The organism is Novosphingobium kaempferiae, assembly GCF_021227995.1.
In the GTDB taxonomy this organism is placed as follows: Bacteria; Pseudomonadota; Alphaproteobacteria; order Sphingomonadales; family Sphingomonadaceae; genus Novosphingobium; species Novosphingobium kaempferiae.
In genome coordinates this window covers 5104816-5131459 of sequence record NZ_CP089301.1, presented here as the reverse complement: position 1 = coordinate 5131459, position 26644 = coordinate 5104816, and the positions used below count along the sequence as shown (strand labels likewise).

The window sequence follows — 26644 nt, the reverse complement described above, 5'->3', positions numbered from 1 at the left end:
GTAGGCAGAACGCCGACACGCCGCAAATCACGGCGTTCCGCTGAATCTGCGTCAGTAATATCGGCCTACTGCGTTGGGCACTTGCAAGCGCGTCGCTCTGCCAGACATCGACGCCGCGCCGTGTCCGGAAACACTATTGGGCCGATCACATATGGAACGGATTGTGCGCGGTTGTGGGACGACGAGTAAACCCATTTCCTCCTCCCGGGCGACCTTGCGATTGAGCGACCGGCTGGGATCGTCGCGCCGCACTGCTTCCGGCGCCAGGATCCCGAAACATGGAGCTACGTGCTGGCTGAAGATTTCTTTCCCGATACGCTCAAGAGGTACAGGCATCGTCTCGTCGACGTTGAGATTAAGGCATTATTATTCTTCCTCTTTTACCTTTGCGAAGCGGGCAGGAGACGGCAGTATGCAAAGAGGATGTCAGGGCTGTAGATCCGACGGCGAGAATTTTGATCTTGCGATGGCTTTTCAACCGATAGTCGATTGCGAAACTGGCGATCCTTTCGCTTTTGAAGCGTTGGTCCGCGGCAGCAACGGCGAGGGTGCGGCTGAAGTGCTGTCCAGGGTGACACCCGAGAATAGGTACGCATTCGACCAGCAATGCAGGGTCGCAGCGATCAAGGGGGCGGTCGAGGCCGGAATCCTTGACTCCGGCGCCAGGCTTTCAATCAACTTTCTGCCCAACGCTGTGTATTCTCCAGCGGCGTGCATCCAGCTCACGCTCAAAACTGCCCGCGATGTCGGCTTTCCGGCCGATCGCCTGATTTTCGAGTTCACCGAGAACGAGCAGATGATCGACACCGATCATGTTCGCAGTATCGTTGCCAGCTATCGCAAGATGGGCTTCACGACAGCGATCGACGATTTCGGGGCGGGCCATGCGGGCCTGGGCCTGCTGGCGAAATTTCAAACCGATCTCATCAAGCTCGACATGGACCTGATCCGCAGCATCGATGAAAGCGAGCCGCGAGCAATCATCGTCTCAGGCGTCGTGGCGATAGCCGGGGCGCTCGGTATTGCCGTCATCGCAGAAGGGGTCGAAACTGTTGGCGAGTACAACGCCTTGCGCGAGATCGGCATCCGCTACATGCAAGGGTATCTGCTGGCGAGGCCGGGATTCAAGAGGCTGCCGTCTCCCCTGTCGATGGCGTTTGCGAAAAATACGCTTCGAACTGCAAGCCAAGCCGAAACACTCGTCCATCCGGCGGTGTTTACGGCACCCAGTACAGGTCACTGGCCTATGCCGGCGCCTTATCACGTGTCTGGCTCTTAGTCCGGCGACGGCCCGCCTGCCGCAGCTGCGGGCCTGACCCTTGCGAACGCGCTTCACGGCAAAAGGCTACCTTGCCTGATCATTGCTCGCGAGCAGCCGCTCGGGGTCTATTGCGATCAACGGACCAACCACCCAATAGTAGGTCTCCAGAACTGCGTCGCAAAGAAGCGGAGTCTCCCAACGCAGGTCGCCCGCGATACGAGTCAGCCATTGATGGAGATTGGTGGTGCGGTTCAATGAGCGGCTCACCTCACATATGTGGGATACCGACACGTTTCGCGCAACTTCGAACTGCGGGCCATTCCGCGAAGACCCGGTGAGGTCTGCAGGCTGATCATTCACCGTGAAGGGCGGACAGACGCGAGGAGGTGCCCAAGCACCAGAGTGAACGCAAGAACTTCGCAGAAGATGCGCCTTTCGCATGGGCGATTCAGGCCAGGCTCCAATACTCCACGTCGTTGGGGGCCTCACGGCAAAGTGAGACGAGCCGCCGAAAGTTAACTCACTAGGATGCTATGAAAAAGAATCGTAAGCAGAAATCTTCAAGGCGCCGTGACAAGCACGCCAGAACGACAAGGCGGCGTCTCCCCGCGCTCGAGGGCGTACACAGAAAAGTCCGGGAAAAAGCGCCCGCTTGCGCGTCTCCGGACCTTGGATCAGTAATTCCGCCTATTCGAGATGCCGCATCAAGGTCTGGGCTTGTCAGGCAGATCATCCGGGAACCTGCGTGCCGTTGCGGCCCACCTCGGACCGCGCTCAGGGCGGTCCGAGGTGGGGACCGGGGCCCCTGGCTCGTCGACTTCTGTCGTTACTATCGCCGGGCTTCCATGGCCCTGTCCCGAGATCGTCGCGCTGCTATCTCCCGGTGAAACCTTGTCTCTGGCCTTGCGGTTGGTGCTCGCGCCAGCTCCGGTCTGGGCGGGGCCATCGGTCGTCTTGGGTGTCGAGGGCATTTTCGGGCTCCTGTTCCGCAGGTCTCGCAAATTCAACACCGTGAATGTGCAATCGGTTTCATGGGGGAAACGAGATGACCATTGATCCGATCGAGGTTGAACGAGAGGCATGCAGGCTTATCGGATGTTTCTCTCGCTCTGGCCGCACGCAATACAGCAAGGCGCCCCGGGTGCACCGTAGATGTCTCGGCGCCTTGTTGACCTCAAGACAATATAGGAACCTCACATCGCCTCTGGACTTGGGAAGGTGCCTGTCGAAGGTTGATCCATGTTAAAGGGAAATACCTCGCATGGACTGCCTGCGCGAGGTAGGTTTTGCCATTGCCAGTCGCTGCTGTGGTTTCTCGGGATGTAGAGCCCGGCGAGCGTTTTGTGCTGCCGCCTTTTGCGACCGGAGAGCGACAATATCGACTTTCAGCATCTTCCCGATCGACAGTGTCGACAAAGTGGTTGAACTTGAGACATGCGATCCGTCGCTCGCTTTAATGCGGATCGATGAGGATCGTCTGGGCGAGGCCGATGTGTTTGAAAATGGTGTCTATTCTTTTTCGTGCCAGCCACTTTACCAAGACGCCTGGCGAATTTTCCGCCGCCGGAAGGTATGACCCGAGGGCGCCACATTCGTCAAATCCGGCATTCAGATTGATGCCGAAAGACGTCGTCGGGCGTCGCTATCGCCGCAAATGGGATTGAGCACCTTCAGTGCCCGTTATAATGCAGCCAGGTTTTCCCGTCTCCTGAATGTTTGGGCGCAACGGATGCATCAGGCAGGTTTCCGGCGCCGTTTTCCTCAAATTGACCGCCATGGGCGACGGGCAAGAGGGGAGCCGTCCCGCTCCCCATCCGGCATCATCGCAACGCCTTTGTCATCAGACGCTCCAGCCGCTCGGCAAATGCGCGAGGATCAGCAGGAGGCTCGCCTTCGGCGATCAGGGCCTCGTCTAGGAGCAGGAATGCGAGGTCACGCCTTGCCTCGAGATCGCCGTCGGCCTGGCCCAATCTTGCGATGAGCGCATGTCCGGCATTGACCTCAAGGACCGGCTTGGCTCGTTCGGGTGCTCGGCCGGCCGAGGCCAGCATCTTTTCCAGCTGGAGATCCATGGCGTTCTCGGGCGCCACGATGCAGACCGCGCTGCTGGTCAAACGATCTGATACCCGCACTTCCGAAACCTGATCTGCCAGCGCCTCCCTCGCAAACGCGATGAACCTGTTGGCCTCCTCGCTCGGCTCCTTCGAACTGCTGCCTTCGGTAAGCGGTATCAGGCTCAGATCGGCTGTGCCCTGGGTCACTGACTTGAAGGGCTTTCCTTCGTAATCTAGGCCCATCGTCGTCCAGAAACTGTCGACCTGATCGGGAAGCAGCAAAACCTCGATGCCCCGGGCCTTGAAGCCCTCGAGTTGCGGCGACTGGGCGATACGATCGAGGTCATTGCCGGTGGCGTAATAGATCGCTGTCTGGTTCTCCTTCAGGGAACCGAGATAGTCGTTCAGCGAACGCCACATTCCATCGGACGTCGTGCTCTTGAACCGTGCCAGGCCCAATAGCGCCTCGCGACGCTCGAAATCCTCATAGAGACCTTCCTTGATCACCGCTCCGAAGTTCTCCCAGATGGCGGCGTAACGCTCAGGCTCGCTCGTCGCGAGCTTGTCGAGTTCGGCGAGGATGCGGTTGCTCACGCCCTTCTGGATTGCCGAGAGAACCGGACTGTCCTGTATCATCTCGCGCGACATGTTGAGAGGAAGGTCTGCCGAATCCACAAGGCCACGCACGAAGCGCAGATAGCGCGGCAAAATCTCTGCTTCGTCGGTTATGAACACGCGCCTTACGTACAGCTTGATGCGGCCACTTCGATCAGCGTCGAAAAGATCGAAAGGCCTGCTTTCGGGGATGAAGGTCAGGACAGAATACTCGTGACGTCCCTCCGCCCGGTAATGCAGTGTCAGCGCCGGTTTGTCGAATTGGCCCGCGAGGCTGCGGTAGAAGTCCGCATAGTCGTCATCGCTGATGTCTGACTTCGCCTTGGTCCAGAGTGCCACGCCGTCGGCCACCTGGTGCGGCTCTTCGTCGCTTGCGCCTTCGCGAAGGACGATGGGAACCGGGACATGGCCCGACTGTGCCCTGACGATCCGTTCCACGGTATACCGCTCGGCATAGGCTTTGGCGTCATCGAGGAGGTGAAGCGTAACGCGCGTGCCGCGCGCGGGCGCCGCTGCAGCATCGAGAGGCGCAACGGTATAAGTCCCAAGACCATCGGACGACCAGATGGCGGCACCGGGCTCGCCGGCACGACGGGATACGACCTCGACCTTTCGGGCCACCATGAATGCCGAATAGAACCCTACGCCGAACTGGCCGATGAGCTGATGGCCATCACCATTTTTTTCGGCGACAAGATTTTCCATAAAAGCCTTGGTGCCCGAACGCGCAATGGTCCCGAGCGTTTCAGCCATATCGGCGGCGGTCATGCCGATGCCATTGTCTTCGACGACAAGCGTGCCGGCGTCCTTGTCGAGAGTAAGGGTGATGCGGGACTGGGGATCATCGCCGAGCAATGCCGGGCTCGAGATTGCTTCATAGCGCATCTTCTCGCAAGCATCGGCGGCATTGGAGATGAGCTCGCGAAGGAACACATCCCGATCGGAATAGACCGAGTGAACCATCATATGGAGAAGTTTGGAAACATCTGCCTCGAAGGCGTGGGTTTCGGGGGCGGCAACTGTATCGGTTGTCATCGTCTCTCGAGCTCTCGCATTCACGGATTTGCGCGCGACAGATGGGTTTGAAACTTTTGACGTTCAAGAGCAGCGGCTGCCCATCGTACCCTATGATGTGCCGAATTGCAGTCTCGGGCGACGACAAGATTGGGGCGCATTCGCGAACGTGAAATCGCCTTAAGTGGGAGCAGCCGCTCTTTTTGCCGGTCGATAGCGCGCGGGCCATCAGCAGCCACCCTTCCTTCGATCTTTATGCGGGCCATCGGAAAAGCGAAGAAATAGTTACCCTGGCGCAACAGCATCGTGGAACGACCCGACCTGCTATTCAGCCCTTGCATTAGATAGCCACACCGACCTCTTCGATGAACGCGTCAACGCGCCTTGCCCCTGAGGCAGTCTCACGCAAAGTCACAGCACGATCTCGGGCCCAGCGGATCAAGAGCAGCCTCAGGCAGTTCACTGGAGGACGGGCGCATCGTCTTCCGTACCATCGGGAATGGAGGCGTCGCCCACCACTCGACAGGAGATGTCATGTCCCTCGACAACCGTTCGATCGCCATTCTCATTGCCCCACGCGGCACGGAAGAGCCCGAGTTCGTCAAGCCCAAGGAAGCACTGGAACAAGCTGGTGCGAAGGTCACCGCAATAAGCCTGGAGAGCGGGACCGCGCAGACGAACAACAACGATCTTGACCCTGGGGGCAGCTATTCCATCGACAGGACGTTCACCGAAGTGTCCGCGGACGACTTTGACGCACTTGTCATCCCTGGCGGGAGCGTCGGCTCGGACAAGCTGCGCGGTAGCGAGGAAGCCGTGCGGTTCGTGCGGGATTTCTTCGAGGCCGGCAAGCCTGTCGGCGCCATCTGCCACGCTCCATGGGTACTGGTAGAGGCCGGCGTCCTGAAGGGGCGGACCGTCACATCGTTCCCATCCGTTCGCACCGACATCGAGAACGCCGGAGGCCGTTGGATCGACGAGGAGGTCGTCGTGGACGACGGCCTGGTCACCAGCCGGACGCCGGACGATCTTCCCGCCTTCTGCGCGAAGTTGATCGAGGAATTCGCGGAAGGCAGGCATGCTGCGCAGGCGCCCAGCGGCTGAGAGGCATTGGGTGGGGCTGGCTCAATCGCTCGCCCCATCCGACGAAACAAGCTGGAACTCTGCTTGTCCGACGCAGGGGGTGTGGATCGCGCGTCACTTGCAGTGCATCTCTTACGAGGCGATCACCGGTGTCGGGGGCGATTTCTGCGACAGGCCGATCTATCGCAGTCTGATACGATATGCCCCGCTTCGCCGGTCCAGATCTCGGCCTTTCCAGCTTAGACTGATGATGCCATCGGCTATCATCTCATCGACCGCAGCGTGGACCGCCGGCATCGCTTCTCGCCAGTGATCCTCAGATGCGACGGCGCGGGCGACTTCGCTCGGGCAGATCGTTGCCCCCGCCATGCGTTCGCCAAGCAGTTGCAAGATTGTCTTTCGAGCATCCGGTGTCATTTGGCGGGTTCCGCGTTTTCCTGGATCGATTGCCCTTCGTGAGGACCGATTCCGCAGGCTGGGGTTGGCACCGACTGTGGCCGGCGATGGCAGAGGCCCGAGTCTCTGCGCTCGATTCTCGAAAGATCGGCGAGAGCTGCTCAGTACGCCGCGGCGCAACCCGCCATCAGACGCCCTTGTGCTCGTCTTCGCCGCTTATCAGTACGCTGCTTACTTCAAGAGATGCAGCGCCCACCAGCCCGGGGTCGTGGCGGCAGACAAGGTGAATCCGCAGACTGAACCGGGCTCGTGGGCTGTGAGCTGAAGGCCTGTCAGTCCGGCGGCGGAAGTTCGACAGGTGCCGTGTCCGGCTGATCGAAGTCGGGGCCGACGGGTGGCACGTCATCCGGTGCGCCCGGACTGCCTGGTTCAGGATATTCAACAGGGACGTTGCCCGGATTGTCGTTCCCGGGGTGCTCTATCGGTTGGCTGGCCACTCTGACATCTCCTGCAGGGTCTGGATAAGTCGATAATCTCTATCCCCGAATATGGTTTCGATTGGGGAGGCGGGCGGCCCGTGGAGGTTAAAATTTGCGATAGTCCGATGGTTTACCTTGATGCCGATGAAGGGCGGGGGGCGTGGAAGGAAACCCGACACCGAATGCGCATTCGCCGCGGACCAGCTGAAGCCAAAACCATTGTTAACCTATCGAGCGTATGCGGGCGCCGGGACATGCTAACTTCGATCGATCTTGCAACCTTGCGCCTGTGCAGCGTACTGGCATCGGTGACTTTCACGGTCATCTTCCTGTCGCTGTGGCGCGGCCGCAAGGATGAGCGTCATAACCTGCTTTGGGCTGCGAGCCTGCTTCTTTACTGCGTGGCTCTTGCCGGACTGGAGTGGATCAACCGGCCGCAGGACGTGCTCATCCGATCCTTGCTCGTTGCGGCGCTCACGGCCTCCAACATCCCCTTGGTCGCCGGGGTGCGCCTATTTGCAGGACGAACGCTATGGCGCTGGTGGATGGCGGTGCCGCCCGCCGTGACGCTGGCGGGGTTCCTGCTGCCCCAGGCCCTCGGCCAATTCGCAATCGTCATGCCACCACATAGCGAGCAATTGCTGGCGGCCATCGGTCTCGCGACGGGAATGGGCGTGTTTGGGGCCGACATGATCCGGCAAGCGGGCCGAGCTGTGCCGGACGGGTACGGTGGGCGCATTGCCGGCGGTGCGATGCTGGCTTACATGCCTTGTTATGTGTTCGCCATTGCAGGGGAGGTTCTCCATTTCGCGACGCCGAGCACCCTTGCGGTCGCCGCGCTTCTGTCAGACCAGCTTTTGCTGATGCTTCTCAACGTTGGCCTGCTGGCAATGCCAGCGGAGGCCGCGTTCGCTGCGATGCGAGAGAGGGCGTGGCGCGATGGATTGACAGGGGTCCACAATCGCGCTTGGCTTGCGGGCGTGCATGACGAGTTCCTGAAAACAGGCACTTGGCTGGCTCATATCGACATCGACCATTTCAAGGCGATAAACGATCGCTTCGGACATGCCGCGGGCGACGGCACGCTAACCGCCCTTGCCCGTGCTCTGGTTCTCGCCACAGCCGAGAGCGGGTTGCAGTCTGGTGCGAAAGTGGTTCGTATGGGGGGAGACGAGTTCCTCGTCATCATGCCGAACGCCTCGCTGCTCACCGCGCAAGCACTGGTTCGTCATGTAAGAACCGCAATCAACTGCATCGGACCCTTCGATTGGACGGTAAGCATTGGATTGACTGAGGTCGCGGCCCAAGACACCTCATTGGCTGACGCCGTCGAGCGAGCGGACCAGCAGCTGTACGCGGCAAAGCTTGCGGGTCGTGACCGCGTCGCGGCTTAGAGATTTTCGGTAGCAAGCGAATGTGTCGGCTGCGCGCGGGGCATCCGGACGGGTAACAAGTGGGGCAGCGCCCGTCACTGCACGGCAGGCCAGACCTGTATTACCGCATAAAAACGATGAACGCCTTTTTTACCCGACCCGCCGATCATTTGCTAAGCCCTATCGCACACATGAGAGGTACGGCGCAGTCAGGTCATCCGAGGACCTCCGTCCGCGCGCCGTGGCGATTAAGGCTGCGCCAAGTGTGTTTTCGGCTGCGAGGGGGCAAAAATCCGTTTCTGGTTGCTGTTTTGCCTGTTCGGCAAACACTTTGCAGACTTTCGGACAAGGACTGGCGACGGCGTGCACGAATACGCCAGATGCCGAGGCTGCCGCACACCGCTATATCGAACGCGCGTGCGGCCGTGGGGTAAGTTGTAACGGGGGGATGAGGCTCAGGCATTGCTATCGGGGCGCGGCATTCAGGGGCCTTCCGAACGGACCCCCATTCCGAGAAATCGGGTATCATGCGCCAATGCGTCGTCAATGCGGCTGGGACCAGCCCCGCATACGCAGCCAGTCCTCTTGATGTCGCTCGGTGGCATAACCACGCGCCCATTCCGAGCGCGCAAGAGAATTTCGGTAAGGGTTTCCGTAGGAGGGCATGCCTTCCCGCGCCGCTTTGCGGCCCCATAAGTATGCGTCGTTTATCGGTGCCATGGCGAATCCCCCTAACGAATGCCGCGCTGCGACACGGGACACTCTGTCAGCACTACATACGACTTCATTGCGCCGAGATGTGCTGAACGTAAGTCCAGCGAAGTAGGTCTGCCTGTCGCCACTACCCCTTGGTCGAAGGCAGCGCTCTCCGACCGAGAAAGCAGAGGCCAAGGTCAGTCGGGAAAGGGCCGGAAGGATAATCCGGTTGTGCCGTGACGGGTTCGGCATGGTTGCAATATCAGAAAGGGTCGCGATTTACCCTTCCCGACACTTGCTCGTGTCGACGCAGATGCAAAAAAGTCGAAAATAGGCCCGGTCGCCGCAGCGGGAGAAGAGTTCCCAACGACCGGGCCTGAGTATCCGGCCACGGGAAGAATGGGCCGGATGAGGGTCAAGCGCCTAACGTGTCCCGCATTGGATTGTTTCCGGTCAGGTCGACCGAATGTCGACAAGAGTGCGCCGGCGATCAATCTGCCAAGCTGCATGCCAAACCTCAGAGATGCCAAGACACTGTGCGTTCTGGCAGCTCGCATGTCCGATAAAAAAACGAAAAAGGCCCAGGTGATGAGCAAGGGCCTTTTCTTTTTCTTGCCGCGCTGTCTCAGTTTTCGCCGTTATCCTTCACACCGACGGTAGGAACATCGACTTCGGTCTTCTTGGTACCGACAACCACTTCCTTTGAGTCGACATCGACCTTCGGAAGCTCTCCGCCCTTGACGCTCACTTCGGGCATGTCCCCGCCAGATACGTCAGCCTTCCAGAAGCCCGTCGCGAAAAGAACTGCGACGACCGCGAGCAGGACCACAACCACGATCCCAATCGTCCGACCCGCGTTGCTGCGCTTCACAACAACGCGATCGCCGTAGGGATCCTTGCGAACTTCGACCATAACACCTCTCCATATTACCTGCGGATCTGAACAGGCGCCGCAAAACTATGTTCCAAATGAGACACGTTCGCAAATGTCGCAGGGGCTCTCTGGGCCATTAAGTCCTGCTCAACGTAACGAGAGGCGAGATGAATTATCTTGAGGTGATTAGCGACGGGCTACCTTGCTCGTTCGGGCTGGGGCGTGCGGATCCTGCCAGCTCGTTTCGGTGAATGGCAGGGTCTATGGCTCGTTCCGGCAATTGGCTCGCAGGTTCCTGGTCCAGACAATTCAGGACATCGGACGCATGTCTGATCGCGAATAAGGAAAGCTGCTCTTTCCCACCTTTTGTATGACCATTTGGGCTGCCTGAAACGCCATATCCGGTTACATGTTCACGGAGAAAGGGTCGTGCTGATCCACTGACCGACGGTCTACGCTAAAGCGCCACCGTCAAAGCCCGCCATCCAGACGATCAGAGTGTTCTCGAAGTCCACAGCGTTTGAATACTTCGCCGTGTGCTGGCGCCTCATGCGCGCGGAACAGCTGGCCGCCTTCTATGATGTAAACCGTAGCCAAAACAGTCACGCCGATGCACAGGTATCCGACCGCCAGGGGCAGTGTGGTGCCGGCATAAGCTTGCCCAATCGCCGAACCCACCAGCACGGCGCCGATGCTCGTTACGAAGCCCTGCACCGACGATGCCGTTCCCGCGATGTGGCCAACCGGTTCCATGGCCATTGAGCCGAAATTGGAGCCGCACAGCCCGATTGCCGTCATGCTTAGCGCCTGAAGGATTGTGAAGCTCACTAGCGTCTCGACGCCGGCATATATCACCAACACATGCAGTATCGAAAAGGCGATCAACGCGATCAACGCCGACTGCGAGATGATACGCGTACCAAGCGTTCCCACTAGACGGCTATTTGCGAAGGCCGCTACCCCCATCGCGCCAGCGCAAATTGCAAACAGCCAGGTGAACTTGCCTTCTGCGCCGAACTGATCGACGAAAATTTGTTGTGAGGACGAAACGAATGCGATGATCGCGCCGAAGGTGAGGGATGCAGCCAGCGCGTAGCCGATCGAGAATCGGTTTGTCAGCGTCAGCCAGTAACTCTGCCTCAATGCACCTACTGAAAAAGGCACCCTGCGGGCAACGGGAAGGGTCTCTGGAAGCCGCACCAGTGCCCATGTGAGAACAAACGCTGCAAAAGCGCCAAGCCCGTAGAAGATGAACCGCCATGTGCCGAACGCGAGCAGCGCCTGACCCAGCGTCGGGGCAAGGATCGGGACGACGAAGAAGATCATTTGCGCGACAGACATGGTGCGGGCCATCCTCCGCCCCGATGCGCCATCCCGCACGATCGCTACTGCGAGCACTCGGGTTGATGCTGACATCAAACCCTGCAGCAAGCGCGCACCCAGCAGCGCCGAGAACGTCGGTGCACTGGCGGCGAACACACTTGCGGCTACGAAGCCAAGCAGCGTACCAATGAGGATCGGCCTTCGACCGATTCGATCCGCTAGGGGACCATAGATGAGCTGGCCTGCACCGAAGCCGACCATGTAAACGGTCACTATCCACTGTCGATGATTGGCATCGCTTATTGTAAGGTCCCGGCCGATGTCCGCCAGAGCGGGGAGCATCAAGTCCACTCCCAATGCGTTAACCGCCATAAGTGCAGCTATAAAGGTGACAAATTCGCGAGGATGCATCGCGGCGGCGGACCCAGATTCTGATCTCATTGGCGGCCATATCGATGATTTGCCACCGCCTTACAAGCAAAGCGCGCCGTCCGCTGAGGAGCGTACTCTGGTTGGGGTTCAAACAGCTGGTGACTAAAAATAGCATCGCAAGCGATGGCACAACGACCGGTCGGAAAATTCACCACCCCATTTGTTCACGCCGAAAGGGCATGTCCCTTCTCATGCCTTGCTGCATTTTGGCATGCTGCCAGAAGGTGAACCCGGCCGATAGCGCGATCATCAATGAGCAGAACAAAGTCCAAGCCACCATTAATGTTACCGCAGGCTGTAAAACATTCTAACCAGTCATAGTTTGCCCATCAGAGATTATATCCTTGCTATCAGCCGAACGGCTGTGATCGTCACCAACAAGCTTCTCGCCTGGATCGTCGAGGTCGGGCGCAGCGTCCAAGAGAGCCGTTAGCACAGTCCTCTCATCACGTTTGAGGCATTCTTGCAGCATCGGGGGGAGATCGTCCCAATCTTCGGAGGTCCGTTCGTAAGCCAGCGCCCGCGCCGCATGCTCGATCAAATCCATCTGCGAATCCCCCTCGGTCGTCCCAAACCTATCACGGTCCTGGTTTGCCGCCAGCCGTTACGTTCCCGCAGTTGGGGTAAACCTCCGTCTTTTTTAGCGTTAGCACTGTCGGCCCGTCGAAGCGGCGACTGGTCGAAGCATGTTTTTAGAACACTCCTTCCTGCCCTAGTCGTAAGAGAATTTCGTTTTTGAGTCGGCGAGTTTGGCGTCGAGCCCGATCGCATAGATCAAAGGCAAAGTTCCCTGCGGCATCCGTTGCTCCGGACATGACCGTTCTACCGAGGCCAAAGCCAAAATATTCTTTCAGTTCACCGCATTTTGGCAGGAGTGCGTACACAAGTGGGTGGTCACCACACTGCCATCAGTCTTAACCATATTTTTCGAAATAGACGGGCGCAAAGGGTTCACGCTTCTGCAAATTATTCGGGCGATGTGTCCAAGCGGGGGTTCTCCCGCAAAAATCGGAAAATAGCAGTGCCGGGCTGGCGTGTTTCAGGAAAGTCGCGATCGTTACCGCACCCCATGCGTTGATCGCGACGCGGGCGCGACAGAACCACCTTCTGTCGCGCCCGCACCCTTCTTCAAAATCTTTCACTTACCGGGTGCTACCTCGGCGGGGCCCGTGGTAGATTGACCTTTGAAGGAGAAAGCTTTGGCACGCGATGGGAAGACACTGACCCGAGCACAAATCGCAAAGGCAATTAGCAGGAACACGCCGATAACCGTTGTGCAAGCTTATGCCTTCGCTGATGCGATCCTCGAGCATATGGCCTGTGCCCTTGAGCGGGGTGAAAACGTGAAGATTTCGCGCTTCGGCACCTTTGTTCAGAGGGAAAAGGCACGGCGGCTCGCCCGAAATCCGAACACCGGCGAAAAGGCAGTTGTCACTGCCCGGCGCGTTGTGACATTCAATCCCAGCGACTTTCTTAGACAGCGTGTTGCCGCGCCGATCGACTGAAGCCCCAGATGATCAAGCAGACCGCAACGTTGTAGCCCTCGTTCGGGATGTACTTGACCTAAACCAGAACCGGCAGCGCTGCGCGCTTCGAAAAAGCTCAGCGTCGCCGGAACGCCGCGCGTCTCCCCGCTAAAAGGTCCTGTTGGGCGGGAATTGAACCCACCGGCTACACCGCCGTGTGCCTCGGTGGAAGAGACCCACACATCGAATCGCCCCACACAACAGTGGTCCGACGGAACATTAGCACGAGGTCTGTCTAAAAACGAAAGTGGATGAGGCGTAGTCTCGACCGGTATTCCGTATGCGTGCTGGGCCCACCTGCGTTGCTCCGCTCTAACAGTCACCCTCACATTGGCGGTGTGGCTTACCCGCGTCCTGTCTTTGCGAATTGCTTGCGGATCCATCGGCCTATCCGAATTTGCAGTGCAGCATGAAACCGAATGGCGGCGAACGACTTAGGAAGATGTGTTCATTTCTCGCTCAAGGGTTTCATATGATGCGCATGACATTCGCTCGAGACCCTGAGTTCGGGCGCGAAGTCGCTGGCGTCCACTCGATCTTCGAGGCTAGTGGCACAAAACCTCAAAAACAGATGCGTGTGGCGCTTGTAGGTAATTTTGCCCCTCGCAAATGCGGTATCGCCACATTCACGACCGACGTATTTGAGAAGCTTTGCGAATTTCATCCGGAAATCGCGGTGGACGTTTATCCGCTGGATGATCCGGACACACCTCTTGAATATACGGGCGTAGCGGACACCATCGCCCGTGGTGATCCGGAGGACTATGCCCGCGTCGCCCGCCGGATCAACGAGGCCGGGGTTGATGCGGTCTGGCTCCAACACGAGTATGGCATTTTCGGCGGTTCTGATGGCGAGATGGTCATTCAGTTCGTCGATCGGCTGGCCGCACCTTTGGTGCTGACTCTCCACACGGTGCTGGGAGAGCCTTCCGCGCGCCAGGACGGCATCCTGCGCCATCTCGTGACCCGCGCCTCGCGCATCATGGTGATGTCGCGTCATTCGCGCGACCTGCTGGAGAGTGAATACGGCGCACCGCCAGGCATTCTGGAGGTCATCGACCACGGCGCGCCGGACCGACCGTTCGGCCGTCAGGACGAATTCAAATCGATGCTGGGCTTGTCAGGCCGCAAGGTGCTCATGACATTCGGCCTGCTTGGCCCGGGCAAGGGGCTGGAGCATGCGATCCGCTCACTCCCCGCGATAGTGGCTCGCCATCCCGAGGCGCTCTATCGCATCGTCGGCGCCACCCATCCAAACCTCGTCGTCGAGGAAGGCGAGGCCTACCGCGACGAGCTCATCGCCTTGGCCGAAGATCTTGGCGTGGCCGATCACATCATGTGGGACAACCGGTTCCTCGAAACGCCGGAACTGCTCGACCAATTGGAAGCCTGTGACATTTACCTCACGCCCTATCCGGGGCTGGAGCAATCCACATCCGGAACTCTGAGCTACGCGGTGGCGCTGGGCAAGGCTGTCATCTCAACGCCCTATGTCCATGCGCGCGAACTGCTTGCGCAGGACGTTGGGCGGCTGATCCGCCCTTGCTCCAGCGAAGCCATTGCCGAAGCCGTCAACGCCCTCCTTGATGCGCCGGAGGAGATCGCCGCCATGCAGCGGCGTGCCTATGATCGTGGGCGGGCCACCGTCTGGCCGCGATTTGCCGACGCCTCCGCGCGCTTGGTCGCTCATGCGGTAGCGCCCCAGCGGACGGCGCCGCCGGCCACCGCCATTCCGGGGCTCGCCGCAGTGCTGGAGATGAGCGATGCGACTGGCATGCTCCAGCATTCGATCGGCGTGGTTCCAGACCGTCGCCACGGCTACTGCCTCGACGATAATGCCCGCGCGCTCATGCTGATGAACGTGGCGCAGGGTCTATCCGCAGCGGAGCGGATGAAGTGGACGCTCGCCTATGCCGCCTTTGTGCAATCCGCCTGGAATCCCGATCTCGGGCGTTTCCGGAACTTCATGCGGTTCGACCGCAGTTGGTGCGAGGATGAGGGCTCCGAAGACTCGAATGGCCGAGCGATCTGGGCTCTGGGCGAGACTTATGCGAGGTCGCCCGATGAGGGCGTCGCTGAATGGGCGCTTCACCTCTACGACGATGTGAACAAGAACATGGCGCCGCTGGGCGCCCCCCGAGCAATCGCCTTTGCCATGCTCGGCGCCTGCGCGGTGCTGCGCCGCGATCCAGGGCATCGCGCCTCGCGCGATGCTGCTGAGCACGGCGGCGACATCCTGATTCGTCTGCTTTGCGAGAGAGGACGGCCGGACTGGGCGTGGTTCGAAGCGGTTATCGGCTATGACAATCCGCGCCTGCCGCAGGCCCTGATCGAAGCTGGCGCGCTGCTGGGGCAGGAGCACTGGACCAGCGCAGGCCTGGAAACGCTGGAATGGATATGCGCCCAGCAGATTTCGGCGAAGCGCCAGTTCCGGCCAATCGGCTCGGAGAGCTTCCACAAAGAGCACAACTACCTGCCTTTCGACCAGCAGCCGCTCGAAGCGCAGGCGGCGATCGAGGCTGCAGGATCGGCATGGCGAGTAACCGGTGACACGTTCTGGCGCGAACATGCGATTATGGCATGGCGATGGTTCTTTGGCGAAAATGACCGGGGTGCGATCCTTGCTGACATTGCGACGGGGCGTTGCCGGGATGGCGTGACTCCACGCGGGGCCAACGCGAATTGCGGCGCGGAGTCGATACTGGCCTTCCAGTTGTCGCATTATGCGCTTATGGAAATGGTCCCTCTTTCCACCCCGCTCCCGCGGGAAGGAGAAATGCTTGAACCGGCCTGAGAACGTTTGGTCTGAGCCGCTTCGTATCTTCGAGACGCGTCTGCACGCCGATCCGGCGCGCGTGGTTATACGCCCCTTTCATCTCGGCTGGCAGGCGAAGAACGCGCCCGGAGGTCGGGCGCTGGCCTTGGTGAATGACATTGCCGCACTCACCGAGGAGCGCGCCGCAGTAGAGTATGAGCGCGTGCTACGCGACTTCAAGGAACGCCACTGGCAGACCGAAAGGATTTTCGCCTGCCGCTTCGACGAAGTGGCGAGCAATCTCGAGCTTGATCCCGCCCTGTTCTCGGAAACCAAGCAGCGGCTGATCGGCTCGTACTTCTGCCATGAGTATACTTTCGCCGCCGCTGCGCTCATGAATCCGTCTATCGTGCCTTCGCCCGACCAGACAGGACTGCAGGGCGGCTGCGTGCGTTTCATCATGAGCCTGCGCGCGGTGGGCGAAGGCCACATCAGTTCGATCGCCTTTCGCGAGGGTATCGCGGAATGCAACGGCGATTTCCGGCTCTGGCCGCAGGCCGCCTTCGCGACATCGGTGGAACTGGACGAGGAGGACCAGTTCGATGCCGATTGCTCGGTGTCGGTCCATCGCCATGCGGAATCGAGCCTGTCCAACACGGTGATCTTCCCGATAACCGAGCAGCAGCGCGGCGGCCTGGAGGATTTGCGCCTTGTGCGCTTCGATCATGGCGGCGGCGATTTCGAATGGGTCGGTACCTACACCGCCTATTCCGGCAGTTCGATCCGGTCGGAATTGCTGCGCACCCGTGATTTCCAGCGTTTCGATCTCGAACCGATCCGAGGGGAGGCGGGCCGCAACAAGGGCATGGCCCTGTTCCCTGAGAAGATCGACGGACAATTCGCCATGGTCGGGCGGCAGGACGGCAAGAACCTGTTCCTGCTTAAATCGGACACTATCGATACGTGGGACGACGAGGGCGTTTTGCTGATGGAGCCCAAGTACCCTTGGGAATTTATCCAGATCGGCAATTGCGGCAGCCCGATCCCAATCGATGAAGGTTGGCTGATGTTCACGCATGGGGTCGGCGCCATGCGAAAGTATGCCCTCGGCTGTGCGCTGCTCGATCGTAACGACCCCAGCAAGGTGCTCGCTCGTACGCCCGAGCCGGTGCTCACGGCGGAAAATGCGGACCGTTCGGGTTACGTGCCCAATGTCATTTACACTTGCGGCGCGCTCAAGGTCGAGGATCGGTTGCTGATCCCCTATGGAATATCCGACAGTACCGTGGGCTTCGCGACCTGTTCGATAGACGCCCTGCTTGCGATGATGGAGTAGTTGGTGACGGGCGATTTACGGCGCTCGCCTGTGCGAATAATGCGCCGCCCTTAAGTACTGCCTAATGCCGATCTTTCACAAGGAGGAACGGTTAATCCATGACAAAGATGAACATGAATACTGCCACTGCAACGCAATTGGATGCTGTCCCGCAACTTCACGGGCATGGCTTTGAAATCGTGCGTTATCGCGAGGATCGTGGAAGGTTCACCGCGCTGCGGCAGCTTGAAGAGGTGCCAGGCATGGCTGGGAAGAGCAAGGGACTGGAAGCATTTTTAACTCTTTAGGCCGCCATTTGTGCGGACTATCCATGGTTCCAGTTACGCGACCCCGCAATTTCGCGGCGATAATCCGCACAATTTCCGACGCAAGCCTGTCGTAGGTCGTGGAAGTCGTTGAAGGGTATCACCGTCGACGGCTTTGCACGACGAACGGCTTTACGCACTACGACTGATACGCACGTTTGCTTCACGTTTCGAGTGGCCATCTTCCCGTGGAAATTGGCCAGGTTGGGCGGAACACACCGATATGTGGAGCCGGCGGCGTTGCTGGATCCGCTTTTTTTCCTTCATGCTGAATTCTGAAAAGGCGGGCCTTTTGACTGAGGCGGTTTTGCACGCATAAGCGGGATGAAAGCTTTGCGCAGATCGGCCTGCTCGCGACATCCGCAGGCAGGCCGAACAATCAAGCTCAATCAGATCAGATTTCTCCGCCAGCTTCCGTCATAACATCGCGAACGACATCGACCTGATCATCATTCACGTCGACGGAAACGGTGATCGCCCCCTCCAGGGCTGGTTCGCTGTTCTTGTCAAAGCCCGGATGTCCGCTTTCAGCGTCTGCGCCGGCTTCGACAACCCCCGCGCTGTTGGCATTCGATTCTGGTTCGATGAAGATATCAGTTCGTTCGACACCATGCTCTTGAACAAGGTGTTCCACCGCAAGCTCCGCTTCGCGGCGGCTCTCGAACCGGCCGGTAACTGTATCACCCATGGTCTTCTCCTTTTGATGCACTCTATCCCGTCACGACTTGGATCGATAACTGGTGATGACACGCGATCGGCCATCCTTCGTATCGGACGCGGTGCCGGCCCGAGGAGCCTGGCCTGTCATGCCGCGCCGTCGGATCGTTGCCATCACCGATTACTTGCTGGTCGCGGACTGTTATCATCGGCACTGAGCGAGGTTGGCTCGGCCATCTTTCGATGCTGTTCGGCAAGGACTGCGGCTGGCATCACATGAGCCACTGCAGCCTGGATCTTGTTCTTCCATCCCGAGACGATGTGCGCGTCACCGTTCATCAGCGCGTTCCAACCGTCGCGCGCGACGTCAGCGGGATCGCTCTTGCTTTCTGACGCGCCCACGCTGGTGTCGAGCATGTCGGCGCGATCGAAGAACTCGGTCTCGACTGGTCCGGGCATGAGTGTCGTGACAGTCACGCCTTTTGCCTCCTTGATCTCGTTGCGCAGCGCGTCGGCAAAGCTGTCCACGAAAGCCTTGGTGCCGTTGTAGACCGCCTGAAAGCTGCCCGGAATGAAGCCGGCGATGGACCCGGTAATCAGTACTTTGCCATCGTCGCGTGCCACCATTCCCTTTACCACCTGTTGCAACAGATAAAGCGTGCCGGTAATGTTGGTATCGACCACCCGGCGCCAGTCGGCGACATCCTGCTCGAGGAAACCGTGGCCCAGCCCCCGGCCCGCATTGGCGCAGAGAAGATCAATGCGGCGGCCAGCAGTGGCGGCCAGCAAGGTATCGACGCCTTCCAGGGTCGACAGGTCGGCTTGCACCGCGTCTACCGAAACGCCGTGCAGCCTAAAGTCCTGTGCGGCCGCCTCAATAAGTCCTTCGTCCGCGACGACCAGCAGGTCGAAGCCGTTTTCGGCGGCTATGCTCGCCAGTTCAAAGCCGATGCCGGTGGAGGCGCCGGTGACGATCGCGAATTTGTCAGCCATGATGCGTGTCCTATTCTGCCGCGACGGCGGTTTCGGTGAAGCCGGGCTTGAGTACGACCTTGGTGACTTCGTTCTGGTTGTCGTGGAACATCCGGTAGCCCTTGGGCGCGTCCTCCAGGCTCATCCGGTGCGAGATCAGGAAGGTCGTGTCGATCTTCCCCTCGACGATCGCGTTGAGCAGCCCCGGCATGTAATGCTGCACGCTGGTTTGCCCGGTCTTGAGCGTCAGCCCCTTTTCCATGAAGGCGCCGAGCGGGAACTTGTCGACAATGCCGCCATAGACGGCGGGCATCGAGACACGGCCACCCTTGCGGCAGGCAACAATCGCCTGGCGGATCGAATGAATGCGATCCGTGCCAAGCATCAGCGAGGCCTTGATCTGATCGACCACATTATCGACGAAGAAGCCATGCGCTTCCAGGCCCACCGCGTCGATCACCGCATCGGGCCCTATCCCGCCAGTCATCTCCATCAGGGCTTCGTAAGTCTTGGATTCCTCGAAATTGATGGTCTCGGCACCGAACCTGCGGGCCAGTTCCAGCCTGCGGGGGAAGTGGTCGATGGCGATCACCCTCGCCGCGCCCATCAGGAAGGCCGATTGCACCGCGAACAGACCGACCGGGCCGCAGCCCCACACCGCAACAATGTCGCCCGGCTCGATGTCGGCGTTTTCAGCTGCCTGCCAGCCCGTGGGGAGGATGTCGGACAAAAACAGGACTTCGTCGTCGTCAAGCCCTTCGGGCACGACAATCGGGCCGACGTCGGAGAACGGCACGCGCACGTATTCCGCCTGGCCCCCGGCATAGCCACCGGTCAGGTGGCTGTAGCCGAACAGTCCTGACATCGGCTGACCGTAAAGCTCCATGCCGATGTCCTGATTGTCGGCCGGGTTGCCGTTGTCGCAGGCGGAGTACTGGTGCTTGCCGCAGTGATAACAGCTTCCGCAGGCAATGGTGAAAGGCACGACGACGCGCTGCCCCTTGACCAGCGTCGATCCGGGGCCGGTCTCGACGACTTCGCCCATGAACTCGTGGCCCAGGATGTCGCCAGCCTTCATGGTGGGGATGTACCCATCGTAGAGGTGAAGGTCAGATCCACAGATCGCGGTCGAGGTGATCTTGATGATGGCGTCGCGCGGGTTCAGGATTTCAGGGTCGTCGACCGTATCGACGCGGACGTCATGCTTGCCGTGCCAGGTGAGCGCGCGCATCAGGCTGCCTCCTCGTGCATCTGCGCGCGAGTGCGCGACGAGGTGGCGACTTCGCCGGTTTCCATGAGCTGCTTGAAGCGCCGCAGATCGCGCCGCGCCTGGATCGCCGGTTCGCGCTGGAACATCTTTGCGATGAGCCTGCCCACCACGCCAGCGGGCGGGTCGTAGACGATCGTGGCGGTGACGATGGTGCCGCGATCGCCTGCGTCGCGAAATTCGATGCGGCCGCTGTTGGGCACGTCGGCATCTTCGGTGGAGGCCCAGGCGATCATTTCGCCCTCCTTCTCCTCGGTTACGAGCGCGTCCCATTCGACCGTCCTTCCGCCTGGCGCCTTGACGACCCAGTGCGAACGGGTCGGCGACAGCACGTCGACCCGTTCGACGTTGTCCATGAACGTGGGCAGCCGTGCGAAGTCGCGCCAGTAGGCGTAGAGTTCCGCGCGGGGCCGGTTGATCGTCACGGTCCGACCCAACAAGGTGTCACGCCGCGTTTCTGTGAAGGTCTGCAACGCGGCGTCGCGCGTCTCGCGGGATTTCGAGGTGGTAGGCGGCGCGTCGTCGTTCACGGTTGCCATTCCTGCTCTCCATGTTCTGGGATGTGATGCCCGTCCGGTGGACCCCCGGTCGGACCTGACCGCTGTTGCAAAAGAAACGATCGCCGCGCGCATAAAGACCCGACGCGACCGAAAGATAATCCCGCGGCAGGCACGGCTGGGCCCGACAGGTCAGCATTCGAACCCGTCGAGCAGGCGTTCGACGCGCACGATACGATCGGCTTCGCTCGGCAGTGCCTCGGCAAGGATCCACCGTCCCTTGCTCTGCGCGAGCCCCGAGGCCGCGAAGTCGATCGGACAATCGACGCGCGGAGTGAGTGCAATCGCGGCCGGGCCCGCGTCTATGCGCGCGATCCGCAAGGCCCGCGCGGTTAGGCGGATGCGGGCATGGGCCAGCAGCATCGCCGCTTCGGCGGGCAGCGTTCCGAAGCGATCCAGAAGTTCATCATCGAATGCATCGAGCGCCTCTTCGGTCTCGATGCGCGCGAGCCGCAGGTAAAGGGACAGCCGCAGATCCGCCTCCGGGATCCAGCTGTCGGGCAGCACGCCGCTCATGCCCACGCAGAGTTCGGGACTCCAGCGCTCGGCGTCCTCGCCGCGCGCAGCCTTCAGCGCGACACGGAGCAGATGCTGGTAGAGATCGACGCCGATCAGCTTCATGTGCCCGGCCTGATCATCGCCGACGAGGTCGCCTGCTCCGCGCATGTCGAGGTCCTGGCCACTGATCGCGAAACCCGCGCCCAGCCGGTCGAAAGTCGCGAGCGTGCGCAGCCGCTTGAGCGTGCGCGCGGCGATAGCATCCTCGCTTTCGATCAGCAGGATCACCTGCCCGCGCCGGTTGCCGCGCCCGACGCGGCCGCGCAGCTGGTGCAGCTGTGCCAAGCCGAAGCGATCGGCACGCCAGACGATCATGGTGTTCGCCCGCGGCACGTCGAGGCCCGCTTCGATGATGTTGGTCGCCAGCAGAATATCCCCCCGGCCAGCGCCAAAGCCGACCATGACGTCGTCGATTTCGGCCGCTGACATTTTTCCGTGTGCTTCGACCACCACCAGATCGGGGGCCGCGCGTTTTATCTTCGCGGCGACTTTCGCCATGTCCTCAATACGCGGCACGACCACGAAGCTCTGGCCTCCCCGCGCCTTTTCGCGAGTGAGCGCGGTACGGACGAGCACATCGTCATACTGCCCGATGCTGGTGCGGATAGGCTGGCGCCGGGCGGGAGGCGTGGCGATGACGGACATCTGCTGCAGGCCCACCAGCGCGGCCTGCAGGGTGCGCGGGATCGGCGTGGCGCTCAGGCTCAGGATATGGACGGTCCCCAAGCCGCGCAACCGGGCTTTGTCGGCAGCGCCGAAGCGCTGCTCTTCGTCGATGACGACCAGCCCCAGCCTGGCGTAGTTCACGCCCTTCGCCATCACCGCGCCGGTGCCCACGACGATACCGATCGAGCCATCTGCAAGCCCCGCTTTCACAGACTTCCGTTCTGCCGCACTGCTCAGCCGTGACAGGCCGGCGACCTCGATTTTCGTTCCCTCGAAGCGGCGGCGGAACGTCTCCAGGTGCTGCCGCACGAGGACGGTGGTCGGCGCGGCGACCACGACCTGGAAGCCGGCCAGCGCTGCCAGAGCGGCAGCCCGCAGCGCGACCTCGGTCTTGCCATAGCCGACGTCGCCGATGACCAGCCGGTCCATCGGCCGGCCGCTCGCCAGATCGTCGCGGACGGCTGCGATGGCTCCCGCCTGGTCGGCCGTTTCGTTGAAGGGGAAGCGGACCGCGAAGCGTTCGTAGGCGGCAGGATCGGGCTCCATGACCGGCGCTGTCAGCGTCTCGCGCTCGCGCGCCAGAAGCGTCAGGGCCTTCGCGCTCTCGTCGATCGCGGCGTTGATCGCCGCGCGGCGCTTGTCCCAGGATGAGCCATCCAGCTTGTCCAGGCTCACCGCGTCGCCGTCAGCGCCGTATCGCCAGATCCGGTCGGCCTCATCGACAGGGACCAGCCGCCGAGCACCCCCCGCATACTCGAGCACGATCGTGTCGATAGGGGACTGGTCGTCGCCCGCGCCGACCGGCGAGGCCTCCAGCCCCCGCACGCGCCCGACGCCATGGTCCTCGTGGACCACCACGTCTCCGCTGCGCACTTCGATGCCGACGTGCCACGGGTTCGCGCCGGTCGGGCCACCAGCGCCGATCAATGCGCGACTGCCCATCAGGTCTGCCGCCGCGACGAGAACGATGCGCTCGTCAACGTATCCGGCGTCGACCGGCACCGTCAGGCTGCCGCCGCAGCCTGACGGCAGGTCATCCAGTGCCGCCCATGCGTCCAGTTCCACGATTTCCATCGACAGGCGCCGGACGACCTTGCCGCGCAGGAAGCGCAGGTCTCGCGCACTGCCCGCCAGCACGAACTTGCGTCCCGCAGCGAGCAGCGGCTTCACGAAGCGCACCAGCGCGGTAAGCGGCGAACGCTCGTTGGCGAACCGCGGCACCGGCGTGAAGTCCGCGTCAAACGGAGCCGGCCTCCAGTCCTTGCAGTCCTTCTTCCAGGCGATGTCGTCAATCGCATCCAGGCGATGGGGCGCACCGCCCATAGCGTCGCGGGCAAGCTGGATGAAGCGCCTGCGGCGATAGTCGGCTTTATCGGAAAGAGCGAGTATACCGGGCGTCAGGTGGGCAAGGATGGACGTCGGCTCGTCAATCGGCGGTTCGGCGGCGCGGCCGATCTCCAGACGCTCCAGATCGCCAACCGTGCGCTGCGTGCCGGGATCGTACGAGCGGATCGCGGCGATCCTGCCCGCTGCCAGCTCGATGCGGGCCGGGCCGCCGGCGTCGGCGGGAAAGATATCGATGACTTCGCCGCGCACCGCCATTTCGCCCGGCTCGTCGACGCGGTCGTCGGCGACATACCCCAGCTCTTCGAGTTGTATCGCGAACGATTGGGTGTCGGCCTCGTCACCGGGGTGCAGCGTGGGCGGGGCGCTGTCGAACGCATCAGGCGCGGGATAGCGCCGCGCTGCGGCCTCTCCGCTCAGGATGCAGGCGACGGAAGTGCCTTGCACCAGGCGAAGGGCCCGCAGAGCCGACGCGCGGCGCCCCGCGTTCGCCGGCGTCGCGGGAGCCGTGTCCCCCGGAAGGGCGTCGCTGGAGGGCACGTGGACGACATGCCCTTGCGGCGCCAGCGCCTTGACGACTTCGGCCAGGGCCTCGGCCTGCTGCTCGTCGTCCGCCAGGAAGGCGATGGACCTCTCGGCGAGGGTTTGCGCGATGCGGACCGCGGTGAACGCCAGGTTCACGCCGCACCTGAGACGCAGTCGCGCCGTTGGGTTGCGGGGCGTACTGCCCAGTGACTGAGCTCCAGCCGCATGGTCATGTCAGTCAGATTGCGCTCCTTGCCTGTGAAGCTGATCGCGTGGGAGGTGCGGCGACTATCCTGGCTCCACAACGCACAGAGAAAGCGAAAGAAAAGGGGCCCGCCGGCTAAATTTGATTGATCTGTGTTGATGGCGGCATCGCGCCGCACCGGCGTCACCGGGCGGCTGAGCCGGGTCACACCGTTTCGTCAGGCTCCCTTCGCGCGCTGGTCTTCAGGATAGTCTTCGGGCCTGACGGTGCTTTCCGAAGGTCGGTCCTTCAGTTTCTGAGGCTTCTGGCCGCTTTCATTCTGCTCGTGCGGATCGAATGAGTCCGGGCGCGCATCGCCCATCGGGCCGCGCGGAGTTTCCGGATCGCTTTTGGACATGTTGATTTCCTTCGGTTCGGGGCGTGGATAGGGCCGCCGCCCGGTATCGAGGAAGAAAGCCTCCGGCAGGCCCCCGCGTTCCCGGAAGACGCAACGAAGTTATCCTTTCCTACGACCGGGCGCAGGTCAGTCCGGGTCCTTGCGTCTCCTTCGGCGGCCCTTTGTTAGTGGGGCCGGTTTCTTCGGCGGTGTCCATCCAGGAGGTGGCTTTACGTGCCCGCGGCTTGTGCCAAGCCCCATCGCTCCCGGTTGTTGACGAACGAGACCGGAGGGATCGATGTCCTGTGCCAGCGTATCGGCAGGAATGCCGCGCAACAGGCTGATCCGGTCGCGCAGTTGCGCCGCCTGCTCAAAATCCCCCTGCGCCGCCGCGTCGTGCATCGCGCGATGCAGGTCTCGTAGCTGCTCGTCCTGGCGGGCCATTACCTGAATGCCCACCGCAGCGCCTGCGCAACGCCCAGCGTGCTCGCGCGCACCAGCGGTGTTCGAAGCGGCGAGGGAGACAGGCCATGGAACGCGCGGGCCCAGCGTGGCAGCAGATCGACACCGGCCTGTGCGGCAAGCCTGCCGGGCAGGCCAGCGAGCCGGTTCGCTGCGACCGGATGCAGGATCAGCCGGGCGACTTCGGCCGTTCGCGCATCCGCCCTCAGCGCCGGACGCATCCCGGTTATCAGGCGGTTCGCCTCGGCCCGCGTGCGCGGCAGGGGTTCTGCCCCCAGCGCCCCGCCGATCAAGGCCATCTCGGCAAAGTATCGGTCCTGGTCGGCGCGTGACATCCAGGGCTCGCCGTAGCGAATCCAGGCGTCGAGGAAGCTGTGGGTCTCTGTGACATGCACCCACGCCAGAAGCGCGGGTTCGTTCGCTTGATACGCCGTGCCGTCCGGCAGATGCCCCTTGACGCCATCATGGACGGACCGGACCCGCCTGATCATAGCCTCGGCTGCGGACCGATCGGCATACGTGGTTGTGGCGATGAAGCGGGCGGTACGCCGCAGCCGGCCGTGCATGTCGGCGCGGAAATTGGAGTGGTCCCACACGCCTGCCAGAACGCCGGGATGCAACATCTGGAGCAAAAGGCTAGCGATGCCGCCTGCCATCATCGAGGCGACGTCACCATGGACTCGCCAGGCGACAGATGTCGGCAGGAATAGCGCATTTTCGCTCTTGGTGACCGGCTCTTCGCCTCTGGTGTGGTCGTTGAATATCTCGACGATCTTTCGTCGGATGGCACGCTTGACCGGATTGGGGGTGAAGTTGCCTTTGGTCATGGCTCTTCTAACGTACCGTCGTCACAATCGCTCCTGGGACGGCGGCGCGGTCGTCTCGTACCGCGCGCGCTTGGGCCGAACTCACTCAGAGCGGCGCTTTCGGCTAGCGATAGGCGAGGCGCCGGAAGGCGTTGTTCGTTTTGCCAGCCAAGTCGTGTGTTCTGTTGCTGCCGCCAATTGTGGGACCGCCGGGCTCCGATGAACGCCGATCTTACGACGTAATCATCGATGAATGATCGGAGTAACTCGACCGCTGATTAGCCAGGAAATCAGTTCATCCATCGAATATCGAATATAATGACCAAAACGTATAAAACGCGGGCCCCCGCCGTCTGAGCGTAGATCGTTCAGATGTTTATGGCTTAAAGTTAATATTTTACTTGCAGTTTTTGGATCGATAATAATTCCTCGTCCGAAAATATCGATGAAGGGGTTTTTCGCATATTCTCTCGATGGTGAGCCTTCTTCGAACTTGGCTTTGTATACACCGATGTCGACTGAGCAGTATCGAACTGCTCTACCGATTTTAAAGTATGGCAATCCATAACCGCGCGCCCTGTAGTATGAAAGATCTTCTTTCCGGATCCCTAATATCCGTTCAGCTTCCGCAGCCGTAACAAGGCCTAGCGAAGGTACGTCTTTGCAGAAGTTGACCGCTCGCAGTTCGATTGGCCTCATCTCGTTGTTAAATACATAATTCATATAC

23 protein-coding genes and 1 pseudogene are annotated in these 26644 nt (G+C 60.9%); 9 read left to right on the top strand and 15 right to left on the bottom strand.

The genetic code is table 11. The features are described from left to right. Window positions 1-412 precede the first annotated feature (412 nt). Window positions 413-1279, top strand: a complete 867-nt coding sequence (locus LO787_RS23270) for an EAL domain-containing protein (RefSeq protein WP_232493339.1) — start codon at window positions 413-415, stop codon at window positions 1277-1279. 1243 nt (window positions 1280-2522) lie between these two features. Further along, a complete protein-coding gene (locus LO787_RS23265; protein WP_232493338.1) occupies window positions 2523-2837 on the top strand; it encodes a hypothetical protein in 315 nt (104 codons plus the stop codon). Between the two features lie 244 nt (window positions 2838-3081). On the opposite strand, the gene htpG is transcribed toward LO787_RS23265, so the two are convergent. Continuing rightward, window positions 3082-4965, bottom strand: a complete 1884-nt coding sequence (gene htpG / locus LO787_RS23260) for a molecular chaperone HtpG (RefSeq protein ID WP_232493337.1) — start codon at window positions 4963-4965, stop codon at window positions 3082-3084. A gap of 20 nt (window positions 4966-4985) precedes the next feature. Further along, window positions 4986-5249, bottom strand: coding sequence for a hypothetical protein (locus LO787_RS23255; protein WP_232493336.1), 264 nt, complete (start codon window positions 5247-5249; stop codon window positions 4986-4988). Between the two features lie 229 nt (window positions 5250-5478). Between LO787_RS23255 and LO787_RS23250 the strand changes: the two genes are divergently transcribed. Then, the gene (locus tag LO787_RS23250; protein WP_103095077.1) at window positions 5479-6048 is read left to right on the top strand and encodes a type 1 glutamine amidotransferase domain-containing protein; all 570 of its coding nucleotides are present in this window, start codon (window positions 5479-5481) and stop codon (window positions 6046-6048) included. 159 nt (window positions 6049-6207) lie between these two features. Here LO787_RS23250 and LO787_RS23245 read toward each other — a convergent pair whose 3' ends face one another. Beyond that, a complete protein-coding gene (locus LO787_RS23245; protein ID WP_338045438.1) occupies window positions 6208-6396 on the bottom strand; it encodes a DUF3253 domain-containing protein in 189 nt (62 codons plus the stop codon). Between the two features lie 760 nt (window positions 6397-7156). Between LO787_RS23245 and LO787_RS23240 the strand changes: the two genes are divergently transcribed. Further along, complete coding sequence (locus LO787_RS23240; protein WP_232493335.1) at window positions 7157-8296, top strand: GGDEF domain-containing protein; 1140 nt, start codon at window positions 7157-7159, stop codon at window positions 8294-8296. A gap of 1300 nt (window positions 8297-9596) precedes the next feature. Here the strand turns inward: LO787_RS23240 and LO787_RS23235 are convergent. Further along, window positions 9597-9884 (bottom strand): hypothetical protein, encoded by a 288-nt coding sequence (locus LO787_RS23235; protein WP_232493334.1) that lies wholly within the window; start codon window positions 9882-9884, stop codon window positions 9597-9599. A 150-nt stretch (window positions 9885-10034) separates the two neighbouring features. Here LO787_RS23235 and LO787_RS26275 point away from each other — a divergent pair. Next, window positions 10035-10185 (top strand): annotated as a pseudogene (locus LO787_RS26275) (IS5/IS1182 family transposase); the annotation flags it as partial. Between the two features lie 131 nt (window positions 10186-10316). Here LO787_RS26275 and LO787_RS23230 read toward each other — a convergent pair. Together LO787_RS23230 and LO787_RS23225 are read right to left on the bottom strand one after the other, a co-directional pair. Then, entirely contained in the window at window positions 10317-11579 is a 1263-nt protein-coding gene (locus LO787_RS23230) for a multidrug effflux MFS transporter (protein WP_232493333.1), read from the bottom strand. A 328-nt stretch (window positions 11580-11907) separates the two neighbouring features. Further along, on the bottom strand, window positions 11908-12147 hold the full coding sequence (locus tag LO787_RS23225) for a hypothetical protein (RefSeq protein WP_232493332.1): 240 nt from the start codon (window positions 12145-12147) through the stop codon (window positions 11908-11910). A 652-nt stretch (window positions 12148-12799) separates the two neighbouring features. On the opposite strand from LO787_RS23225, the gene LO787_RS23220 reads away from it, so the two are divergent. The 4 genes from LO787_RS23220 to LO787_RS23205 all read left to right on the top strand — a co-directional run bounded on the left by LO787_RS23220 (window position 12800) and on the right by LO787_RS23205 (window position 17504). Next, complete coding sequence (locus LO787_RS23220; protein WP_232493331.1) at window positions 12800-13105, top strand: integration host factor subunit alpha; 306 nt, start codon at window positions 12800-12802, stop codon at window positions 13103-13105. Between the two features lie 430 nt (window positions 13106-13535). Further along, window positions 13536-15920 carry a glycosyltransferase gene (locus tag LO787_RS23215; protein ID WP_338045399.1) on the top strand — a complete coding sequence of 795 codons (2385 nt, stop codon included), beginning with the start codon at window positions 13536-13538 and terminating at the stop codon, window positions 15918-15920. Next, window positions 15907-17217, top strand: coding sequence for a glycoside hydrolase family 130 protein (locus LO787_RS23210; protein WP_232496404.1), 1311 nt, complete (start codon window positions 15907-15909; stop codon window positions 17215-17217). The genes LO787_RS23215 and LO787_RS23210 overlap by 14 nt, the downstream gene beginning before the upstream one ends. Window positions 17218-17315: 98 nt before the next feature. Further along, entirely contained in the window at window positions 17316-17504 is a 189-nt protein-coding gene (locus LO787_RS23205) for a ComEA family DNA-binding protein (protein ID WP_103095089.1), read from the top strand. A gap of 412 nt (window positions 17505-17916) precedes the next feature. Here the strand turns inward: LO787_RS23205 and LO787_RS23200 are convergent, their stop codons facing one another. From LO787_RS23200 to LO787_RS23160, 9 genes are all read right to left on the bottom strand, one after another. Further along, on the bottom strand, window positions 17917-18210 hold the full coding sequence (locus tag LO787_RS23200; RefSeq protein ID WP_103095154.1) for a hypothetical protein: 294 nt from the start codon (window positions 18208-18210) through the stop codon (window positions 17917-17919). Between the two features lie 143 nt (window positions 18211-18353). Then, window positions 18354-19172 carry an SDR family NAD(P)-dependent oxidoreductase gene (locus LO787_RS23195; RefSeq protein ID WP_103095090.1) on the bottom strand — a complete coding sequence of 273 codons (819 nt, stop codon included), beginning with the start codon at window positions 19170-19172 and terminating at the stop codon, window positions 18354-18356. Between the two features lie 10 nt (window positions 19173-19182). After that, window positions 19183-20382, bottom strand: coding sequence for a zinc-dependent alcohol dehydrogenase (locus tag LO787_RS23190; protein ID WP_103095091.1), 1200 nt, complete (start codon window positions 20380-20382; stop codon window positions 19183-19185). Continuing rightward, complete coding sequence (locus LO787_RS23185; protein WP_232493330.1) at window positions 20382-20957, bottom strand: SRPBCC family protein; 576 nt, start codon at window positions 20955-20957, stop codon at window positions 20382-20384. The genes LO787_RS23190 and LO787_RS23185 overlap by 1 nt, the downstream gene beginning before the upstream one ends. A gap of 150 nt (window positions 20958-21107) precedes the next feature. After that, window positions 21108-24224, bottom strand: a complete 3117-nt coding sequence (locus LO787_RS23180; protein WP_232493329.1) for a helicase-related protein — start codon at window positions 24222-24224, stop codon at window positions 21108-21110. Window positions 24225-24490: 266 nt separating this feature from the next. Continuing rightward, window positions 24491-24670: a hypothetical protein gene (locus tag LO787_RS23175; RefSeq protein WP_103095094.1), complete on the bottom strand. Its 180-nt coding sequence runs from the start codon at window positions 24668-24670 to the stop codon at window positions 24491-24493. Window positions 24671-24796: 126 nt separating this feature from the next. Continuing rightward, window positions 24797-25093 carry a UvrB/UvrC motif-containing protein gene (locus LO787_RS23170; protein ID WP_232496403.1) on the bottom strand — a complete coding sequence of 99 codons (297 nt, stop codon included), beginning with the start codon at window positions 25091-25093 and terminating at the stop codon, window positions 24797-24799. Then, window positions 25093-25938 carry an oxygenase MpaB family protein gene (locus LO787_RS23165; protein ID WP_103095096.1) on the bottom strand — a complete coding sequence of 282 codons (846 nt, stop codon included), beginning with the start codon at window positions 25936-25938 and terminating at the stop codon, window positions 25093-25095. Before LO787_RS23165 ends, LO787_RS23170 begins: the two co-directional genes overlap by 1 nt. 222 nt (window positions 25939-26160) lie before the next feature. Further along, window positions 26161-26640 carry a helix-turn-helix domain-containing protein gene (locus LO787_RS23160; protein WP_232493328.1) on the bottom strand — a complete coding sequence of 160 codons (480 nt, stop codon included), beginning with the start codon at window positions 26638-26640 and terminating at the stop codon, window positions 26161-26163. Window positions 26641-26644 lie beyond the last annotated feature (4 nt).